Source organism: Streptomyces sp. SL06 (assembly GCF_058244745.1).
The window spans coordinates 5,256,693-5,275,846 of record NZ_JBSYOT010000002.1 but is presented as its reverse complement, the minus strand read 5'-3'; the positions used below and the strand labels follow the sequence as shown (position 1 = coordinate 5,275,846).

Annotated in this window: 15 protein-coding genes; 10 read left to right on the top strand and 5 right to left on the bottom strand. The window is 71.0% G+C overall.

Annotated elements, in window-relative coordinates:
* Window positions 1-106: 106 nt before the first annotated feature.
* The 7 genes from AC4IHM_RS24155 (at window position 107) to AC4IHM_RS24125 (ending at window position 10,693) form a co-directional block, all read left to right on the top strand.
* Entirely contained in the window at window positions 107-1,645 is a 1,539-nt protein-coding gene (locus AC4IHM_RS24155; protein ID WP_490869099.1) for a leucyl aminopeptidase, read from the top strand.
* A 311-nt stretch (window positions 1,646-1,956) separates the two neighbouring features.
* Window positions 1,957-3,345 carry a dihydrolipoyl dehydrogenase gene (gene lpdA / locus AC4IHM_RS24150; RefSeq protein ID WP_490869098.1) on the top strand — a complete coding sequence of 463 codons (1,389 nt, stop codon included), beginning with the start codon at window positions 1,957-1,959 and terminating at the stop codon, window positions 3,343-3,345.
* A 63-nt stretch (window positions 3,346-3,408) separates the two neighbouring features.
* Complete coding sequence (gene sucB, locus AC4IHM_RS24145) at window positions 3,409-5,229, top strand: 2-oxoglutarate dehydrogenase, E2 component, dihydrolipoamide succinyltransferase (RefSeq protein WP_490869097.1); 1,821 nt, start codon at window positions 3,409-3,411, stop codon at window positions 5,227-5,229.
* Between the two features lie 207 nt (window positions 5,230-5,436).
* Window positions 5,437-6,060 carry a GntR family transcriptional regulator gene (locus AC4IHM_RS24140; protein WP_490869096.1) on the top strand — a complete coding sequence of 208 codons (624 nt, stop codon included), beginning with the start codon at window positions 5,437-5,439 and terminating at the stop codon, window positions 6,058-6,060.
* 291 nt (window positions 6,061-6,351) lie between these two features.
* Window positions 6,352-9,054 (top strand): pyruvate dehydrogenase (acetyl-transferring), homodimeric type, encoded by a 2,703-nt coding sequence (aceE, locus tag AC4IHM_RS24135; RefSeq protein ID WP_490869095.1) that lies wholly within the window; start codon window positions 6,352-6,354, stop codon window positions 9,052-9,054.
* Window positions 9,055-9,113: 59 nt separating this feature from the next.
* Entirely contained in the window at window positions 9,114-10,115 is a 1,002-nt protein-coding gene (locus AC4IHM_RS24130; RefSeq protein WP_490869094.1) for a helix-turn-helix transcriptional regulator, read from the top strand.
* A gap of 56 nt (window positions 10,116-10,171) precedes the next feature.
* Complete coding sequence (locus AC4IHM_RS24125) at window positions 10,172-10,693, top strand: DUF4240 domain-containing protein (protein ID WP_490870918.1); 522 nt, start codon at window positions 10,172-10,174, stop codon at window positions 10,691-10,693.
* A 73-nt stretch (window positions 10,694-10,766) separates the two neighbouring features.
* Here AC4IHM_RS24125 and AC4IHM_RS24120 read toward each other — a convergent pair whose 3' ends face one another.
* Window positions 10,767-11,618 carry a helix-turn-helix domain-containing protein gene (locus tag AC4IHM_RS24120; protein ID WP_490869093.1) on the bottom strand — a complete coding sequence of 284 codons (852 nt, stop codon included), beginning with the start codon at window positions 11,616-11,618 and terminating at the stop codon, window positions 10,767-10,769.
* A 44-nt stretch (window positions 11,619-11,662) separates the two neighbouring features.
* On the opposite strand from AC4IHM_RS24120, the gene AC4IHM_RS24115 reads away from it, so the two are divergent.
* Window positions 11,663-12,570 (top strand): IS5 family transposase gene (locus tag AC4IHM_RS24115; RefSeq protein ID WP_490870743.1). Its coding sequence is split into 2 segments (ribosomal slippage): window positions 11,663-12,008 and window positions 12,008-12,570, totalling 909 coding nucleotides; the frame shifts between segments, so codons are not numbered across the junction.
* 43 nt (window positions 12,571-12,613) lie between these two features.
* Here AC4IHM_RS24115 and AC4IHM_RS24110 read toward each other — a convergent pair.
* From AC4IHM_RS24110 to AC4IHM_RS24100, 3 genes are all read right to left on the bottom strand, one after another.
* Window positions 12,614-13,147, bottom strand: a complete 534-nt coding sequence (locus tag AC4IHM_RS24110) for a recombinase family protein (protein ID WP_490869092.1) — start codon at window positions 13,145-13,147, stop codon at window positions 12,614-12,616.
* A gap of 150 nt (window positions 13,148-13,297) precedes the next feature.
* Complete coding sequence (locus tag AC4IHM_RS24105) at window positions 13,298-14,647, bottom strand: hypothetical protein (RefSeq protein ID WP_490869091.1); 1,350 nt, start codon at window positions 14,645-14,647, stop codon at window positions 13,298-13,300.
* A 12-nt stretch (window positions 14,648-14,659) separates the two neighbouring features.
* Window positions 14,660-15,421, bottom strand: a complete 762-nt coding sequence (locus tag AC4IHM_RS24100) for a hypothetical protein (protein WP_490869090.1) — start codon at window positions 15,419-15,421, stop codon at window positions 14,660-14,662.
* A gap of 33 nt (window positions 15,422-15,454) precedes the next feature.
* Here AC4IHM_RS24100 and AC4IHM_RS24095 point away from each other — a divergent pair, with 33 nt between their 5' ends.
* Window positions 15,455-16,318: a glycosyltransferase family 2 protein gene (locus AC4IHM_RS24095; protein WP_490869089.1), complete on the top strand. Its 864-nt coding sequence runs from the start codon at window positions 15,455-15,457 to the stop codon at window positions 16,316-16,318.
* Between the two features lie 6 nt (window positions 16,319-16,324).
* Here the strand turns inward: AC4IHM_RS24095 and AC4IHM_RS24090 are convergent, their stop codons facing one another.
* The gene (locus tag AC4IHM_RS24090; protein ID WP_490870917.1) at window positions 16,325-17,353 is read right to left on the bottom strand and encodes an NAD-dependent epimerase/dehydratase family protein; all 1,029 of its coding nucleotides are present in this window, start codon (window positions 17,351-17,353) and stop codon (window positions 16,325-16,327) included.
* A 335-nt stretch (window positions 17,354-17,688) separates the two neighbouring features.
* Here AC4IHM_RS24090 and AC4IHM_RS24085 point away from each other — a divergent pair, with 335 nt between their 5' ends.
* Window positions 17,689-19,047, top strand: a complete 1,359-nt coding sequence (locus AC4IHM_RS24085; protein WP_490869088.1) for an NsdA family TPR-like regulatory protein — start codon at window positions 17,689-17,691, stop codon at window positions 19,045-19,047.
* The last annotated feature ends 107 nt before the right edge of the window (window positions 19,048-19,154 follow it).

The window sequence follows — 19,154 nt, the reverse complement described above, 5'->3', positions numbered from 1 at the left end:
GGTGAGCACCGCATCGCAGGAGGGATCCAGGGTCGTCTGTCGGACCCGGCCGGCCCACCCGCATTCGATCACACCAGACTTCTTACGGAAGCGAGAATTCACCACCGTGACTGCTCTCACTCTCAGCACCGCCGCGGCGTCCGGCCTGCGGGCCGACGCGATCGTGATCGGTGTCGCCAAGGGCACAGCGTCCGGGTCCGGGGACCTGGTCGTCGCACCGGGCGCCGAGGCCGTGGACAAGGCGTACGACGGCCGGCTCGCCGACGTCCTGGAGACCCTCGGAGCCTCCGGCACCGAGGGCGAGGTGACGAAGCTGCCCGCGCCGTCCGGCTTCAAGGCACCCGTCGTGCTGGCGGTGGGCCTGGGCGCGGAGCCCGGGAAGGACGCCGGTTTCGAGGCCGAGGCGCTGCGCCGGGCCGCGGGAGCCGCCGCCCGCGCGCTGGCCGGCTCCAGGAAGGCCGTCTTCGCGCTGCCGCTCGCCGGGGCCGGTGACGCGGGTGCCGTCGGTGAGGGCGTGCTGCTCGGCGCGTACTCCTTCGACGTCTACAAGGACAGCGGCAAGGACGCGAAGGCGAAGAAGGGCAAGGCCCCGCTGGCCGAGGCCACGCTGCTGGGCGGCAAGCCCCGCGACAAGGCGTACAAGGCGGCGCTCGAACGTGCCGCGGCCGTCTCCGAGGAGCTGAACCGCGCCCGCGACCTGATCAACACCCCGCCGAACGACCTCGACCCGGAGGCGTTCGCGGCCCTCGCGCAGACCGCCGCCAAGGAGCACGGCATCAAGGTGCAGGTGCTCGACGAGAAGGCGCTCACCAAGGGCGGCTACGGCGGCATTCTCGGCGTCGGCGCCGGTTCGGCGTCGGGTCCGCGCCTGGTGAAGCTGTCGTACACGTCGTCCAGGGCGAAGAAGTCGCTGGCGTTCGTCGGCAAGGGCATCACCTACGACTCGGGCGGCATCTCGCTGAAGCCGGCCGGGCACAACGAGACGATGAAGTGCGACATGGCCGGTGCCGCCGCCGTGTTCGCGGCCGTCGTCGCCGCCGCGCGCCTCGGTCTCGAGGTCAACGTGACCGGCTGGCTGGCGCTGGCCGAGAACATGCCGTCGGGCTCGGCGACGCGCCCGGGTGACGTGCTGCGCATGTACAGCGGCAAGACCGTCGAGGTGCTCAACACCGACGCCGAGGGCCGGCTCGTGCTCGCCGACGCGCTGTGGGCGGCCTCGCAGGAGAAGCCGGACGCGATCATCGACGTGGCGACGCTGACCGGCGCGATGATGCTGGCGCTCGGCAACCGGACGTACGGGATCATGGCGAACGACGACGCGTTCCGCTCCGCGGTGCACGAGGCGGCGCAGGAGGCCGGCGAGCCGGCCTGGCCGATGCCGCTGCCGGAGCACCTGCGCAAGGGCATGGACTCGTCGACCGCGGACATCGCGAACATGGGCGAGCGGATGGGCGGCGGTCTGGTGGCCGGCCTGTTCCTGCGCGAGTTCGTGGGCGAGGGCATCACCTGGGCGCACCTGGACATCGCGGGTCCGGCCTTCAACGAGGGCGGCCCGTTCGGGTACACGCCGAAGGGCGGGACCGGTACGGCGGTGCGGACGCTGGTGCGGGTCGCCGAGCTGACGGCCGCGGGGGAATTGGGCTGAGGTTCGCCCGGGGACCCGGGAGGTGCGGGTGGTTGCGCGACCGCGGGCCCGTCGTGGCCGGTCGCGCCCACGCGGCGCAGCCGCGGACCGGACACGGCCCCGCATCTCTCGCGGCGGTGTCCACCGCCGGTGACGAGTGGACGTGGGACGTCTCACACCCCGGCCCGGCGTCTCGTACGGGGTCGACAAGTGCGAAGATGGGGCTCGGCAGGACAGGGCCCACCCAAGGGCCGAGAACAATGAGCGGCCGGACACCAGCCGCCGACCGGTCACTGGAGACCGGCGTGGCGCACATGCATGGAGGACGTGACGTGGCGAACGACGCCAGCACCGTTTTCGACCTAGTGATCCTCGGCGGTGGCAGCGGTGGTTACGCCGCGGCGCTGCGCGGGGCTCAGCTGGGCCTGGACGTCGCCCTGATCGAGAAGGACAAGGTCGGCGGTACCTGCCTGCACAAGGGGTGCATCCCCACCAAAGCCCTGCTGCACGCGGGGGAGATCGCCGACCAGGCCCGCGAGAGCGAGCAGTTCGGTGTGAAGGCCACGTTCGAGGGCATCGACGTGGCCGCCGTGCACAAGTACAAGGACGAGGTGATCTCGGGCCTGTACAAGGGCCTGCAAGGTCTCATCGCCTCGCGCAAGGTGACCTACATCGAGGGTGAGGGCCGGCTGTCCTCGCCGACCTCCGTCGATGTGGGCGGTCAGCGGATCCAGGGCCGCCACGTCCTGCTGGCGACCGGCTCCGTGCCGAAGACGCTGCCGGGCCTGGAGATCGACGGCAACCGGATCATCTCCTCCGACCACGCCCTCGTCCTGGACCGCGTGCCCAAGTCCGCGATCGTGCTGGGCGGCGGCGTCATCGGCGTCGAGTTCGCCTCCGCGTGGAAGTCCTTCGGCACCGACGTGACCATCATCGAGGGCCTCAAGCACCTCGTGCCGGTCGAGGACGAGAACAGCTCCAAGCTGCTGGAGCGCGCCTTCCGCAAGCGGGGCATCAAGTTCAACCTGGGCACCTTCTTCCAGAAGGCCGAGTACACCCAGGACGGCGTCAAGGTCACCCTCGCCGACGGCAAGGAGTTCGAGGCGGAGGTCCTGCTCGTCGCCATCGGCCGCGGCCCGGTCTCGCAGGGTCTGGGCTACGAGGAGGCCGGGGTCGCCATGGACCGCGGTTTCGTCCTCGTCGACGAGTACATGCGGACCAACGTCCCGACCGTCTCCGCCGTCGGTGACCTCGTTCCCACCCTCCAGCTCGCCCACGTCGGCTTCGCCGAGGGCATCCTGGTGGCGGAGCGGCTCGCCGGCCTGAAGACCGTCCCGGTCGACTACGACGGTGTGCCGCGGGTGACGTACTGCCACCCGGAGGTCGCCTCCGTCGGCATCACCGAGGCCAGGGCCAAGGAGATCTACGGTGCGGACAAGGTCGTCGCCCTGAAGTACAACCTCGCGGGCAACGGCAAGAGCAAGATCCTGAAGACCGCGGGCGAGATCAAGCTCGTCCAGGTCAAGGACGGTGCCGTGGTCGGCGTCCACATGGTCGGCGACCGCATGGGCGAGCAGGTCGGCGAGGCCCAGCTGATCTACAACTGGGAGGCGCTGCCGGCCGAGGTGGCCCAGCTCATCCACGCCCACCCGACGCAGAACGAGGCGATGGGTGAGGCCCACCTGGCGCTGGCCGGCAAGCCCCTGCACTCCCACGACTGACCTCCCCCGGTCACTGGGCGCGACGACACAGACTTCCGCAATTCGTAAGGAGCAACCGAAACCATGGCGGTTTCCGTAACCCTTCCGGCGCTCGGCGAGAGCGTCACCGAGGGCACCGTCACCCGTTGGCTGAAGGCCGAGGGTGAGCGCGTCGAGGCCGACGAGCCGTTGCTCGAGGTCTCGACCGACAAGGTCGACACCGAGATTCCCGCGCCCGCCTCCGGCGTACTGTCCTCCATCAAGGTCGCCGAGGACGAGACGGTCGAGGTCGGCGCCGAGCTGGCGCTGATCGACGACGGCACCGGCGCCCCGGCCGCCGAGCAGGCCCCGCAGGCCGAGCAGGTCGCCGAGCCGGCCCCCGAGCCCGCCCCGGCCGCGCCGTCCACCGAGCAGGCCGCCCCGGCGCCCGCTCCCACCGCCGCTGCCGCCGCCGGCGGCTCCGCCGAGGGCACGGACGTGGTCCTGCCCGCGCTCGGCGAGTCCGTCACCGAGGGCACCGTCACCCGCTGGCTGAAGTCGGTCGGCGACAGCGTCGAGGCCGACGAGCCGCTGCTTGAGGTGTCCACGGACAAGGTCGACACCGAGATCCCGGCGCCCGCCTCGGGCACCCTGCTGGAGATCGTGGTCGGCGAGGACGAGACCGCCGAGGTCGGCGCCAAGCTCGCCGTCATCGGTGCGGCGGGTGCCGCCCCGGCCGCCGCCCCCGCGGCCCCGGCCGCCCCGGCCCAGCCCCAGCCCACCCCGGCGCCCGCGCCGACTCCGGCCCCGGCCCCCGCGCCGGCCGCCCCGGCCCCGGCTCCGGTCGCGCCCGCGGCTCCGGCCCCGCAGGCTCCCCCGGCTCCGGCTCCGGCCCCGCAGGCTCCTCCGGCTCCGGCCCCGCAGGCTCCTCCGGCTCCGGCTCCGCAGGCCACCCCGGCGCCCGCGCCGGCTGCCCCGGCCGCCACCCAGCCGGTGGACGAGGGTGCCTACGTCACCCCGCTGGTGCGCAAGCTCGCCGCCGAGAACGGCGTCGACCTGTCCACCGTCAAGGGCACCGGCGTCGGCGGTCGTATCCGCAAGCAGGACGTCATCGCCGCAGCCGAGGCCGCGAAGGCCGCCGCCCCGGCGCCGGCCGCCGCCGCTCCGGCCGCCGCGCGGAAGACCCCCGTCCTGGAGGCCTCCCCGCTGCGCGGTCAGACCGTGAAGATGCCGCGGATCCGCAAGGTCATCGGCGACAACATGGTCAAGGCCCTGCACGAGCAGGCCCAGCTGTCGTCGGTCGTCGAGGTCGACGTCACCCGCCTGATGAAGCTGCGCGGCCGGGCCAAGGACGCGTTCGCGGCCCGCGAGGGCGTCAAGCTCTCGCCGATGCCGTTCTTCGTCAAGGCCGCGGCCCAGGCGCTCAAGGCCCACCCGGCCGTCAACGCCAAGATCAACGAGGCCGAGGGGACCATCACCTACTTCGACACCGAGCACATCGGTATCGCGGTGGACTCCGAGAAGGGCCTGATGACCCCGGTCATCAAGAACGCCGGTGACCTCAACATCGCCGGTATCGCCAAGGCCACGGCCGAGCTGGCGGGCAAGGTCCGCGCCAACAAGATCACTCCGGACGAGCTGTCCGGCGGGACCTTCACCATCAGCAACACCGGTTCGCGCGGCGCGCTGTTCGACACGATCATCGTGCCGCCCGGCCAGGTCGCCATCCTCGGCATCGGCGCCACGGTCAAGCGCCCCGCCGTCATCGAGACGGAGGAGGGCACGGTCATCGGCGTCCGCGACATGACGTACCTGACCCTGTCCTACGACCACCGCCTGGTGGACGGCGCCGACGCGGCCCGTTACCTGACGGCGGTCAAGGCGATCCTGGAGGCGGGCGAGTTCGAGGTCGAACTCGGTCTGTAGCCGCCCCCTGCCGGCAGGTCGGTACGGTGCCCCCGCCCGGAACACTCCGGACGGGGGCACCGTCGCGTCCGGCCGCGGCATGCCGTGTAAGTCTCGTCTCACCTGCGTCAAAGCGCCCCCATGCGCCCTCCCGGCCCGGCGCGACGGCCGTATTGTCTAAACGTCAGCCGCCCCGGAGGGCCGAGGCCCTCTCCCGAAGGAGCCAACATGACCGCGCCCGTCGTCCACTCGCTGCGCGAACAGATCCGCGAGCACATCCTGGAAGGGATCATCAGTGGACGCTGGCAGCCGGGCGAGCGGATCGTGGAGCGACGGATCGCCACCGAGCTGGAGGTCAGCCAGACGCCGGTGCGCGAGGCCCTGCGGGAGCTGGAGTCGCTGCGGCTGATCGAGTCGGCGCCGAACAAGGGCGTACGGGTGCGCAATCTGACCGCCGCCGATCTGGAGGAGAGCTACCCGGTGCGGGCCGGTCTCGAGGCCATCGCGGCGGAGCTGGCGGCGGAGCGGCTCGCCGTGGACTGCTCGGCCCTCGAACCGCATGTCGCCGCGCTCTACGAGGCCGACCGGGTCTCCGACGGGACGGGCCAGGTGCGGCACACGGTGGGATTCCACCGGGAGCTGGTGCGGGCGGCGGGCAACTCGGTGCTGCTGCACACCTGGGAGGGGCTGGGCATCGAGGTGTTCACGGCGCTGTCGATACGGTGGCTGGGGACGGTGCAGCAGTCGTACGCCGAGGAACACGAGGACCTGGTCGCGGCCTTCCGGCGCCGGGACCCGCGCATCCCGGAAATCGTGAAGTCCCACGTCCTGGGCTGCGCCCCGCGGGCATAGCCCCTCACCAACCCCGGGCACCGCACCCCCCGGGCCGACCCGCGCCCCTCCCCACCTGCGCAAACCCCCAACCCGGGGGGTCACCCCGTGCCACCGCCGGAGGCACCCCGTGCCGACTTTCTCGTTATCAAGAGGTTTTGCCTCTCAACCCTTTGATCGATCATCGATCAGCGAGTTACAGTCACCGATGGGCTTCCACCACAGAGCCCAGCCCTGTCCTGCCAAAGACCTAGGGCACCCCCGATCCCCTTGCCGATGAGGGAACCCCCTTCGACTGAGGAAGGCGGCGACATGACCGACCCCAAAGCCATCCAGCCGAGCGAGCTGGACCAGCTCCCGGACCGCGACCCCGAGGAGACCGCCGAGTGGCAGGCCTCCCTGGACGCCGTCACCCAGGCGGCCGGGCCGCACCGTGCCGCGTACCTGATGCGCCGCACACTGGAGCGCGCCGAGGGCGCCGGCCTCGCGCTGCCGAAGCTCCTCGAGACGGACTACGTCAACTCCATCCCGACGGCCGACGAACCGGCCGTGGACGGCGACGAGGCGCTGGAGCAGCGGATCACCGCCTGGAACCGCTGGAACGCGGCGGCGATGGTGACCCGCGGCAGCAAGCACGGCGTCGGCGGCCACATCGCCACCTTCGCCTCCGCGGCCTGGCTGTACGAGACCGGCTTCAACCACTTCTTCAAGGGCAAGGAGGGTGACGGCTCCGGCGACCAGCTCTACATCCAGGGCCACGCCTCCCCCGGCATCTACGCCCGTGCCTTCCTCGACGGCCGCCTCACCGAGGCGCACCTCGACAACTTCCGCCGCGAGGCCGGCGGCAACGGCCTGCCGTCCTACCCGCACCCGCGCCGGCTGCCCTGGCTGTGGGAGTTCCCGACGGTGTCGATGGGCCTTGGCCCGATCTCCGCGATCTACCAGGCGCGGTTCAACCGCTATCTGACCAGCCGCGGCATCAAAGACCTGACCAACTCCCACGTGTGGGCGTTCCTCGGCGACGGCGAGATGGACGAGCCCGAGTCCACCACCGCGCTGACCCTCGCCTCCCGCGAGGGCCTGGACAACCTGACCTTCGTCATCAACTGCAACCTCCAGCGCCTCGACGGCCCGGTCCGCGCCAACTTCAAGATCGTGCAGGAGCTGGAGGCCCAGTTCCGCGGCGCCGGCTGGAACGTCGTGAAGTCGCTGTGGGGCACGGCGTGGGACGAGCTGTTCCGGCTCGACACCACCGGCGCGCTCGTACGCCGGCTGCGCGAGGTACCGGACGCCCAGGTGCAGACGTACCAGACGCGCGACGCCGCCTACATCCGCGAGGACTTCTTCGGCAAGGAGCCGGCGCTCGTCGAGATGGCAAAGCTGCTGAGCGACGACAAGATCATCGACTGTTTCCACTTCTCGCGCGGCGGCCACGAGTCCCGCAAGGTCTACGCCGCGTACCGGGCCGCGCTCTCGCACAAGGGCGCGCCGACCGTGATCCTGGCCCAGACGGTCAAGGGCCACACCCTCGGCTCGGGCTTCGCGTCCAAGAACGCCAACCACCAGATGAAGAAGCTCTCGGTGGACGAGTTCAAGGACATGCGCGACCGGCTCGGCCTGCCGATCAAGGACAGTGACTTCGTCGACGGCGTGGTCCCCTACGGCCACCCGGGCGCCGACTCCCCCGAGGTGCGCTACCTCCAGGAGCGCCGCGCCGCCCTCGGCGGTCCGGCCCCGGCCCGCCGCGTGCACCCGATTGCGCCGCTGCCGGCCCCGGCGGACAAGGCCTTCGCCGCGTTCGACAAGGGCTCCGGCTCGCAGAGCGTCGCCACCACCATGGCGTTCGTCCGCCTGGTCAAGGACCTGGTCCGCGACAAGGAGACCGGCAGGCGCTGGGTGCCGATCGTCCCCGACGAGGCGCGCACCTTCGGCATGGAGAGCCTCTTCCCGTCCCTGGGCATCTACTCGCCCAAGGGCCAGACGTACGAGCCGGTCGACCGCGACCAGTTGATGTACTACAAGGAGGCCAAGAACGGCCAGATCCTCAACGAGGGGATCACCGAGGCCGGTTCGATGGCCGACTTCGTCGCCGCCGCCACGTCGTACGCGACGCACGGCGAGGCGATGATCCCGTTCTACATCTTCTACTCGATGTTCGGCTGGCAGCGCACGGCCGACCAGATGTGGCAGCTCGGCGACCAGCTCGGCCGCGGCTTCCTGGTCGGCGCCACGGCCGGCCGGACCACGCTGACCGGCGAGGGTCTCCAGCACGCGGACGGCCACTCCCCGGCCATCGCGGCGACCAACCCGGCCGCGCTGTCGTACGACCCGGCGTTCGCGTACGAGATCGCGACCATCGTCAAGGACGGTCTGCGCCGGATGTACGGCGCGACGGCTCCGGGCGAGGACCCGAACGTCTTCTACTATCTGACGGTCTACAACGAGCCGGTGCCGCAGCCGGCCAAGCCGTCCGCGCCCGGCGTGGACGAGGGCATCGTCAAGGGCCTGTACCGCTTCAACACGGCGGAGTCGGCCGGTCTGACCCCGGTCGCGAACGCCCCGCGGATCCAGCTGCTGGGCTCCGGTACGGCGATCCACTGGACGCTCAAGGCGCAGAGGCTGCTGGCCGAGCAGTGGGGCGTGGCCGCCGACGTGTGGTCCGCGACCTCCTGGACGGAGCTGCGCCGGGACGCGATGGACGCCGACGCGGCGCTGCTGCGCGGCGAGGACCGGGTGCCGTACGTCCGCCGGGCGCTCCAGGGCGCCGAGGGCCCGGTGCTGGCGGTCTCCGACTACATGCGCCAGGTCCCGGACCAGATCGCGCAGTGGGTCGAGCAGGACTGGTCCTCGCTGGGCGCCGACGGCTTCGGTCTGTCGGACACCCGTGACGCCGCCCGCCGCCACTTCGGTGTGGACGCCGAGTCCATCGTGGTCGCGGCCCTGGCCCAGCTCGCCCGGCGCGGCGAGGTCAGGGCGACGGCCGTGAAGGAGGCGCGCGAGCGCTACGGCCTGTAAGGTCCGGCCGGTGTTCGGGGGCCCTCGCTTCGGCGGGGGCCTCCTGCATGATGTGGGGCATGCGTGCTGCCCGCCTCATCAAGATGGTGCTGCTCCTGCAGTCCCGGCCGACGATGACCGCCGCCGAGCTGGCCCGCGAGCTGGAGGTGTCGGAGCGGACGGTGACGCGGGACGCGCAGGCGCTCTCGGAGGCGGGTGTGCCGGTGTACGCGGAGCGGGGCCGGGCCGGGGGCTACCGGCTGGTCGGCGGGTACCGGACCCGGCTGACCGGGCTGGCCCGGGGTGAGGCCGAGGCGCTGTTCCTGTCCGGGGTGCCGGGGGCGCTGCGCGAGATGGGTCTGCAGGACGCGGCCTCGGCGGCCCGGCTGAAGGTGTCGGCCGCGCTGCTCCCCTCTCTCCGGGACGCCTCCCGCACGGCCGCCCAGCGGTTCCATCTGGACGCGCCGAGCTGGTTCCGGGAGCCCGGGACGCCCGAGCTGCTGCCTGCGGTGGCGGACGCGGTCTGGGACGACCGCCGGATCACCGCGCGCTACCGGCGCGGGGAGGAGGCGGTGGTACGGGAGCTGGAGCCGTACGGGCTCGTGCTGAAGGCGGGGGTCTGGTATCTGTGCGCGCGGGTCGCGGGGGCGGCGGACGGCGGGCCGTACCGGGTGTACCGGATCGACCGGTTCGCGGCGGTGGAGGCGGGCGAGGAGCGTTTCGCACGGGACGACGGCTTCGACCTGCCCGCGTTCTGGGCGGAGCGGGCCGAGCAGTTCGCGCGGTCGATCCTGCGGGCGCGGGTGGTGGTACGGCTGTCGGCGGCGGGCGTACGCGGGCTCCCGCACGCCGTCGACCCTCCGGCCGCCCGGGAGGCGCTGGCGGCCGCGGACGCGCCGGACGCGGAGGGGTGGGTGACGGTGACGCTGCCCGTGGAGTCCGAGGAGGTCGCGCACGCGCAGCTGACGGGGCTGGGGCCGGAGGTGGAGGTGCTGGCGCCCGCGAGTCTGCGAGAACGGTTCGCCCGGGACGCGCGGCGGCTTGCGGGGTTGTACGCCGGCGCGGGGCCGGCCCGCACATAACGATCCGCCGTACTCCGGGTGCGTCCCACCCCTCCAGGGCCGATGCTGGACCGGTGATGGACGAGACGGAGTTCTGGGAGCTGATCGACGCCACCCGGCGGGGCGCCGACGGTGATCCCGAGGACCAGGCCGACCTGCTCGTGGAGCGGCTCCTCGGGATGGACCCGGACCGGGTGCTCGACTTCGCCCGCCATTTCGAGGCCCGTTACAACCGCGCCTGCGCCTGGGATCTGTGGGGTGCCGCGTGGGTGCTGCTGGGCGGGGCGAGCGACGACGCCTTCGACTTCTTCCGGTGCTGGCTGATCGGCCAGGGCCGCGAGGTGTACGAGGGGGCGGTGCACGAGCCCGACTCGCTCGCCGAGCTGCTGGACGACTTCGACGAGGAGCTGGACGGCGACGGCGAGGAGCTGGGCTACGCGGCCGACGAGGCCTACGAACAGCTCACCGGTACCGTCGCCCCCGCCCTCGGCATCGCCCCGGCACCGGCGGAGCCCCTGGGCACCGTGATCGACCTGGAGAACCCCCAGGCCCTGGCCGAACGCCTGCCCCGCCTGTGGGAGCGCTTCGGAGGGGGCTGAGGCCAAGAACCGACCCGGGTGACGTCACGGCTGAATGCGCGTGCGGACATGGCAGGTCCCGTCGGAGGTCTGCCTAACGGGCGTTCAGAGCACGGCGGGCAGAGCTGATGACGTTGTGGGCGTCGGCTCCGTAGACGGCCGACTCGCAAAGGGTGCGCCAGGTGCGGAGGTAGGTGGCCACGCTGTCCGAGTCGTCCAGCCACAGTTCGGCGTGCCAGTCCTCAACGATCACAAGGCGTTCGTCGTAGATCCAAAAGCTGTTGCCGGGCCAGATCTTCAGCGAGGCGTCGAACGGGATGATGCCCAGTTCGACGGTGTCCAGCCCGATGGCACCGGCGAGGTGGTGAAGCTGCGTCGCGAGGACCGAGGGCGGGCAGACCAAGGTGCGCAACCCGCCTTCCCACATCATGATCCGGTACTTGCGCCCTCGCTGGTACAGCATCTCCTGCCGCTGAATTCGGGCGCGTACGGCGTCCTCGGTGTCCCGTGGCGAGCGCATCAGTTCGGCGTGCCGGACGAAGACGTGCCGGGCGTAGTCCGGGATCTGCAACATGCCGGGGATCAGGCAGTTTTCCCAGATGGTGAGGACCTGCGTCCGCTCGTGTTCCCTTGCGGCGGCATCCTGGACGGACTTGTGCCCTGCGGTGAGTTGACGCCGCCACGAGCGGATGTGCGACTCGAACCCCGCCAGCCTGGCCCGAAGCTCGTCGTAGGACGCGACCTGGCCACACGCGGCGGCCCACTGTCGCAGGTCCTCGGGTGTGGCCGTCTGTTTGCCCAACTCCAGCTTCGAGACCTTTGAGTTGGGCCACCCGAGCTTGCGCGCCAGGGCGGTACCGGTGAGCCGACCGTCAGGGCAGGACAACCGAAGCTCCCGGGGACGGATCCCGAGCGTTTCGCGGGCCTGCTGATAGTCGGTGCTCACCGGTTCACGCCTGCTTTAGGTCGTGTCTGATAATTGGTCTTGTGGTGGGTCGTGGTGAGCTGACGGATGTGGCGTGGGAGCGGATAGCGCCGCTGTTGCCGGGTGTTGACGGGCGGGGGCGTCCGTGGCGGGATCATCGGCAGGTGATCAACGGGGTGTTGTGGCGGTTGCGGACGGGTGGTCCGTGGCGTGACCTGCCAGAGCGCTTCGGGCCGTGGCAGACGGTCTATGAACGGTTCGCCCGCTGGGAGGCGGACGGGACCTGGGCGCGCCTGCTCGAAGAGGTCCAGGTCCGCGACGACTCGGTCGGGGCCGTGGAATGGACGGTCTCGGTCGACTCCACGATCAGTCGGGCCCACCAGCATGCAGCCGGCGCCCGCAAAAAGGGGCGTCGGCGGGGGACGAACTGGAAGATCCGGAACGCGAGGCGGATCGTCAGGCGCTCGGTCGGTCCCGCGGTGGGCTGACCACCAAGGTTCACCTCGCCTGCGACGGCCGGGGCCTGCCTCTGGCCGTCCTCGTCACACCCGGCAACGTCAACGACTCGACAGCCTTCGAGGCGGTCCTGGACGCGGTGAGAGTGCCCCGGACCGGCGTCGGGCGGCCGCGTCGCAGACCCGACGCGGTCATCGCCGACAAGGCGTATTCGTCACGGGCGATCCGCCGGACGCTGCGTCGCCGGGGCATCCGGGCGGTGATCCCGGAAAGGGCTGACCAGAAGGCCAACCGGATGCGGCGCGGCCGGGCCGGCGGCAGGCCACCGGCCTTCGACCGTGGTCTCTACAAAGCTCGCAACGTCGTCGAACGCTGCTTCAACCGGCTCAAGCAGTTCCGGGCCATCGCGACCCGCTTCGACAAACTCGCCGCCCGCTACCGGGCCGGACTCCACCTCGCAGCACTCATCCTCTGGCTCCGCGAACCGCGCCAAGACCATTTGTCAGACACCCCCTAGGGGTCACGCCGATATCCGTCCAGGATTGCGCGCTAAGGGTTGATCATGCTGTGGAGGTCTTGCCGAGGTGGCGGTAGATGGTGGGGCGGGTGACGCCGAACTCGTCGGCGATCTGCTGGACAGTACAGTCGCCGGAGTCGTACATCTCCCGGGCCAGCTGGACCTGGCGGGGGCCGAGTTTGGGCTTCTGGCCGCCGGTGCGGCCCCGAGTGTGTGCGGCCTCCAGGCCGTCCATCGTCCGTTCCGACATCAGGGCGTGCTCGAACTCGGCGATCGCGCCGAGGATCTGGAAGAACATCCTGCCGACGGCGGTGGAGGTATCGATGCCCTGGTCCAGGACGACGAGGCCCACCCCGCGCTCCTGTAGCTCCCTGGCAAGCTCGATGAGGTTCTCCAACGACCGGCCGAGTCGGTCGAGCTTGGTGACGACGAGTTGGTCACCGTCACGGGCGACAAGGAGGGCCTTGTCGAGTTCGGGGCGCCCGGCGAGCTTGCCGGACGCCTTCTCGCAGCCGGCCGCGTACAGGGCGTCCTGCTGGGCTTCGGGGTGTTGATCGCGAGTGCTGACCCTTGCCACGCCGATTTTCATGCCCGATCGCATCGCAAACGGGGGTGTGCGGAACATAGGTGCGTACACGGGAATCGTTACAGTCGCGACCTGCTGGAACGTTATGTCGATCTTCGTGTTTCGCGAACGATCGTTTCCGTACATGAGGGGTGTGGCGTGTCACGGCGAAAGGGATCTGGACCTCGCCGAGCGGACGTGCCCGGCTGCTCTCCCCGTCTCGTCCCTGCGCATGGCGGTCATGCTCAGCTCGGCCAGGCGGGGGACAGGGGTCACGTTGAGCTCGTCGACCGGGTGGAGCAGTCCCCGCTCACAGGTCTCCGCCACCCACACCCTGCATGTGGAACCGGGGTAGGCCGGATTGACGCCGATCTCCCCCTTCGGCAGGAAGCCGTTGAACGGCGTCGGGATCCCCTCGCTGTTCCAGTAGCCCCACGCTTCAAGGGCCTTCGCCTGCTCGAAGGCGAGGTAGAGCTCGGGGTACCGCTCGAAGATCCGCATCTCGCGGAAGACGGCCTCCCCCAGCAGGGACGGCGCGGCAACGGCGAGTGCGTCGAAGTCCGCGCCCTGGAAAGTGAAGGCGTCCGCGTCCTGGGACGGGGCAAGTGACACGGCGGCGAACAGGTGCGACAGACGGTCCCTGGTGTACTCGGCCGCCCCGGGCGCCAGCCCCGGCTCTATCCCTGCGACCAGCTCCACCAGGCGGTCGTGTCCGGGGTGGAATCGGGAGAGGTCGAATAACTGCTCCATACCCTTCACCGCCGTGTGCGCCAGACGCTTGTACAGGCGGTTGTTCAGCTCGCCGGCCTGCGCGTACGTCTTTGTCTCCGCCGTGGTGGAGTGGAGCATCAGGTACTCGGACAGCACCTCGAAGTAGAGGTAGCCCAGGAAGGGGAAGTTCTGGACTGCGGCGGAGAGCTGGTCGGTGAACGTGGTGCACGGCGTCCGCTTCCCGGTGGCGTTGGCCAGAAGCACGTCCATGAACGGGGCCGCGGCCCGGATCCTTCCCAGGGCGGTCCGGCGGAGCCGGGCGTCCTCGGCCCCGGTGAGGAAGCTCTGGTGCTCAAGGTAGGTTCGCAGGTGGATCCGGCCCAGCCGAAGGTAGTCGACGCCTTTGGCCGGTGCGGGGGTGTGCGGGGTGATCTCGAAGACCAGGGTCCGGGTGTGCGGTTTGGTCTCCAGCAGGTACGCGCCCAGATTGTGCGGACGTAGGCCGGCTCGCTCCGGGGTGAGTGGCGCGCAGTAGAGCGCGGCGACCAGGCAGCCGGAGCTTGCGTAGAGCTGGCCGCTGGCGCGGATGGCGTCGAGTGCGGTCGTGGTGTGCATCAGGTGGATCGGGTGGCCGTTGGTCAGGGTGCGGGTCATGGCGTTTCCCGTCAGCAGCCAGCCGCCGGGCGTCTCCCGCTGCAGGCGCCTGCGCCAGTCGGCTTCGCACTCGGCGAGTCCGGCGGCGATCGGGCGGGTGGGAGGACTGGTGTAGTCGGTGTGGGCGTCGTCCCAGTCTGTGTGCACGGGCGGGTCTCCCTACTGTCCGCGGGTGAGGATCTGGCGGGCGTGGTCGAGTGCTTGGTCCTGGGTGGCACCGTCGAGCCGGGCCTTTTCGCTTCGCACGACCAGGTCGAAGGCGAGCGGGTGGAGCCAGTCGGGCACAGCGATGCGCAGCCGGGAGGGATCTGGCCACCAGCGGGTGAGCGGCAGGCGGTAGCGGTCCATGGCGTCCGCGGCCTTCAGCAGGTCGACAAGGTGCGGGGCCTGCCGGTAGGCGTTGTTCTGCGCCGCGGTGAATGCCTCGTACGGTACGTCGTGCAGGCCGACGGCCAGCGTCGCCTGCGCGAGTGGGGTCGGCGGGACGCGGTGGCCCAGTGCGGCGGTGACGATGCCCGCGTTGGTGGTGAACCAGGTCGCGGCGCGCTGCCCGTGGCCGGGGTCGTCCCGGTCGTTGCGCCTGCGGCAGTCGTGGACGGCTGCGGCGGCGCACAGGGCCAGGGTGTGGTCCCGGTCAAGACCGTGCCCGGCGGCGAGTATCGACGCGATCAGGCTGACCCGGGCGTTGTGGCGGATGCCGTGAAGGGAGTCGGCCAGATGGGCGTCCGTGAACCATGCGGGGTCCGGGATCAGCATCGTGACCTGGCGTGGCAGGCGGGGCGGGATGCTGGTGAACGGTGGCCGGTTGCGGGTGATCCAGCCGAGCGTGTCCGGGTCCATGGCCTGTCGGTCGGGCAGGGCCCCGTTGGTGGCGAGTTCGTGCAGTGCGATGGCGTTAGGCTTCGGCCTTCTGGAGTTCATCTCTGGTTCCTCGGAAGGACGGTTCGGGTGGGCATGACGCTGGGTGTCGCGATCCTCACGATGGGGACGCGGCCGAAGGAGCTGTCCGCGCTGCTGGCCTCGGTCAGGTCGCAGACGGCGCCGGCGACGCGCACTGTGGTGGTCGGCAACGGGTGCTTGCTGGCGGATCTGGACCTGCCGTCGTGGGTGGAGGCGGTGGAGCTCGCGGAGAATCTGGGCGTGACGGGCGGGCGGAACGTTGCCCTGGAGCGCCTGCGGGACATGGATCTGGTGCTGGACCTGGACGACGACGGGCTGCTGGTCGCGGACACCGACTTCGAGCGGATCACGCAGATGTACGAGGCGGACCCGGGTCTGGGGATCGTCGGTTTCCGGATCGCGGACGAGACCGGGTTCACCCAGCGCCGCCACGTTCCCCGGCTGCGAGCCGGTGACCCGATGCGCGGTGGAACGGTGACGACGTTCCTGGGCGGTGCGCACGTGCTGTCGGGGAAGATGCTGGCGCAGGTCGGGGACTGGCCGGCTTCGTTCTTCTTCTCGCATGAGGAGACGGACATGGCGTGGCGTGCGCTGGACGCCGGATGGAAGATCGCCTACGAGCCGCACCTGCTTCTCCAGCACCCCCGGACGTCACCGGCCCGGCACGCCGTCTTCTACCGGACCAACGCCCGCAACCGGGTCTACCTGGCCCGGCGCCATCTGCCGGCCGTGCTCGTGCCGGTCTACCTGGGGGTGTGGACGGTGCTGACCGTGGCCCGTACCCGGGACGCGGCCGGGCTGCGGGCATGGTTCGGCGGCTTCGCGGAAGGCTGGCGCACGCCCTGCGGGGCGCGTCGGCCGATGCGGTGGTCCACGGTGTGGAACATGACCCGCCTGGGACGCCCCCCGGTGTTGTGAGGGCGGTCAGGCGCACTCGGCCCGCAGCCATTCCGGGATCGCCTCGGGGGTGCGCTCCACCCACTCCATGTACCGCTGGACGCCGTCCTCGATACTGACGGAGGGTTCCCAGGCCAGGGCGTCCTTCATACGGGTGGTCGTGGCGCAGGCGCCGAGCGGGTCGCCCTGCGGCATCGGCGTTTCGACGAGCGGGCTGTCGGGGCGGTGACGGCGCACGAGGTCGGCGATCTTCCGGATGGAGGTGGCCCGCCCGGTGCCGACGTTGAGCGTCGCCCGGTGGGCACGTGGGGCGAGCGCGGCCAGCAGCGAGGCGTCGGCGATGTCGTCCACGTGCACGAAGTCGCGGACCTGGGAGCCGCCGCCGTTGAGCTGCAGAGGCAGGCCGAGCGCTGCCCGCATGCCGTACCAGGCGACCACCCACGAGTGGCTGTTCTCCTTGACCACCTGCGGTTCGCCGTACACGGAGAAGTACCGCACGATCGCGTGCGAGTCGTTCTGACCGGCCAGTGCCAGGGCGGTCTGGTGCTCGCCCCAGACCTTGGTGTTGGCGTAGACGGAAACAGGGGTCAGCGGGTCGTCCTCGCTGAACCGCGCGGTCTGGCTGGATGATCCGGACCCCAGGCCGTAGACGCTGGCCGACGAGACGAAGACCAGACGCCTGAGCGTGCCGCTGTGCCGGGCCGCGGCGCCCAGCACGGTCTGGGTGCCGGAGATGTTCGCTTCGACCGCGGCCATCGGGTTGCGGGTGCATTCGGCGACGTCGGCCAGCGCCGCGGCGTGGACGACGTAGTCGCTGCGCGAGATGAGATCGTCCATCAGCGCGGAGTCGGTGATGTCGCCCGCGACCACGTCCGGGTCGGCTGGGGAGATTCCGAACACGGTCGAGTAGACCTTTGAGCCGTAGGCGTCCAGCCGGCCCACGGCCAGCGGCTTGGCTCCAACAGCCCGGAGCCTGTGCACGATACGGCTTCCGACCAGCCCGAACCCCCCGGTCACGGTGACAGTGGCGCCGGACAGTTCCGCGAGGCGGTCCATGGTGTTCACGGCGGTCGACCCTTCTCGTCGAGGCCGCGCAGGCGCGGCCGGAAAATGCGTCATGGCGGGGACAGCCACGGCGGACCGCTTCGGCATGGGCACTGTGCACCTGTACGAGCGGAGGAACGGCCGGGGCACTCTCAAGGACAGCGCCCCGGTCGGCGCCTGGACAGAGGACCGGGCGGTGGGCGCGGTGGACCTGGTGCAGCACACGCGCTCACCGTGTCCACACCGCTGGGTGTAACTACACCTGAGGCGCGTGATCACCCCTGTCATGGGGCCGCGGGCGAGTGCTAACGTCCCATCAGGTGCCGTCCCGTAGCAGGGGGAAGCCGGTGGACCGTAAGCCAGAGCCGAGTCCGCTTCGCGAACAGCTGGCCGGGCTCGGGTGGAGTCCGGAACAGCTGATCGCCCGGGTGAACCAGCACCGCGCTCAGCGCGGCTCGCTGCCCCTGCACCTCAAGACGGGCTACCCGTGGATGCGCGGGGACCGGCCGTCGGCCGAGGTGGCGGTCGACGTGCTGGCCGTGCTTTCGCACTACACCGGGCGCCCGCTGACGGCTACCGGCCTGGGCTGGGACCGCCACCGGCCGCGCCGCCGCCACCGCGCACTGGACCGGCCCTATGACGCCACCGCCACCGAACTGCTCCGCGAGACCCAGGGAGATGTCCCCATGCAGCGACGCTCGTTCATCCTGCTGTCCGGGGCCGTCTCGACCGCGCCGGCACTGGATCTGCTGATGGGGGGAGCACCTGAACTGCGCGCGGCCCAGAATGGCGACCGGGTCTCCCCGCAGCTGACGGCAACGGTAGAGCGTGCAGTGCAGCAGGCCCGGGAGCTGGACGACAGCGAGGGCAGCGCCTCCACTCTGCTGTGGGCCGGCGGGATCTGGCAGAACCTCGGCAAGCTGATCACGGAGTGCCGCTACGGCGGGGCAGAAGGCGTGCGCCTGCACACCGCGTACGTCGAGATGTCGGAGACCTACGGGTGGATGCTGTTCGACGCCGGCCACCACCCGCAGGCCCAGCGCGTTTACCAGACCGGTCTGCGACTCGCCCGCGAGGCCGCTGACGCCCCCGGCGTCCACCACGCCACGGTCAATCTCCTTGCCTCGGCCGCCTATCAGGAGTCCTGGCTCGGCCAGTACCACGAAGCCTCGACCCTCCTGGAGGTCGCGGAGAACCGCAGGCCCCAGGCCCTGACTCCGCGCCTGCGAGCGGTGCTGCAGATGCGCCGCATCGCCCTGGCTGGCCAGATGGGCGACACCGAAGCGGTGCACCGCGCCGACGGCCAGGCCCGTACTCACCTGGCCTCCGCCCGCGACAGTGAAGAACCCTGGTGGACCCTGTGGCTCGGCTCCTCGGCCGTGGACGCCCAGACCGGCCGGGCACTGCTCGCAGCTCACCACCCCGACCTCGCCGAGCCCTACCTCGGCGGCCGCACGGTCGACGACGCCGAGGGCTACCCCCGCGACAGAATGCTCTTCGCCAGCGAACTGGCCGACGCCCGCGCCCAGACCGGCGACATCGCCGGAGCCGTCAACGCCGCCCGGCAGGCCCTGACCCTGGCCGAGCAGGTCGGCTCCCACCGCGTCCGCCACCACCTGGAATGCGTGACCGCCACCCTCCGCCAGCAGCACGGCACCCACCCCGGCGTCCGGAGCCTGCTCGCCGACCTGCCCCACGCCGTCTGACCGCCCTCTGCTCCACGCAGGACGGCGGAACACCGGCCCGGTGGCGGTGCGGCGCGGCCGGCCGCCGCAGCCGAGGGGCGTGGGTGCCGACGCCGAAACGGGCCAGC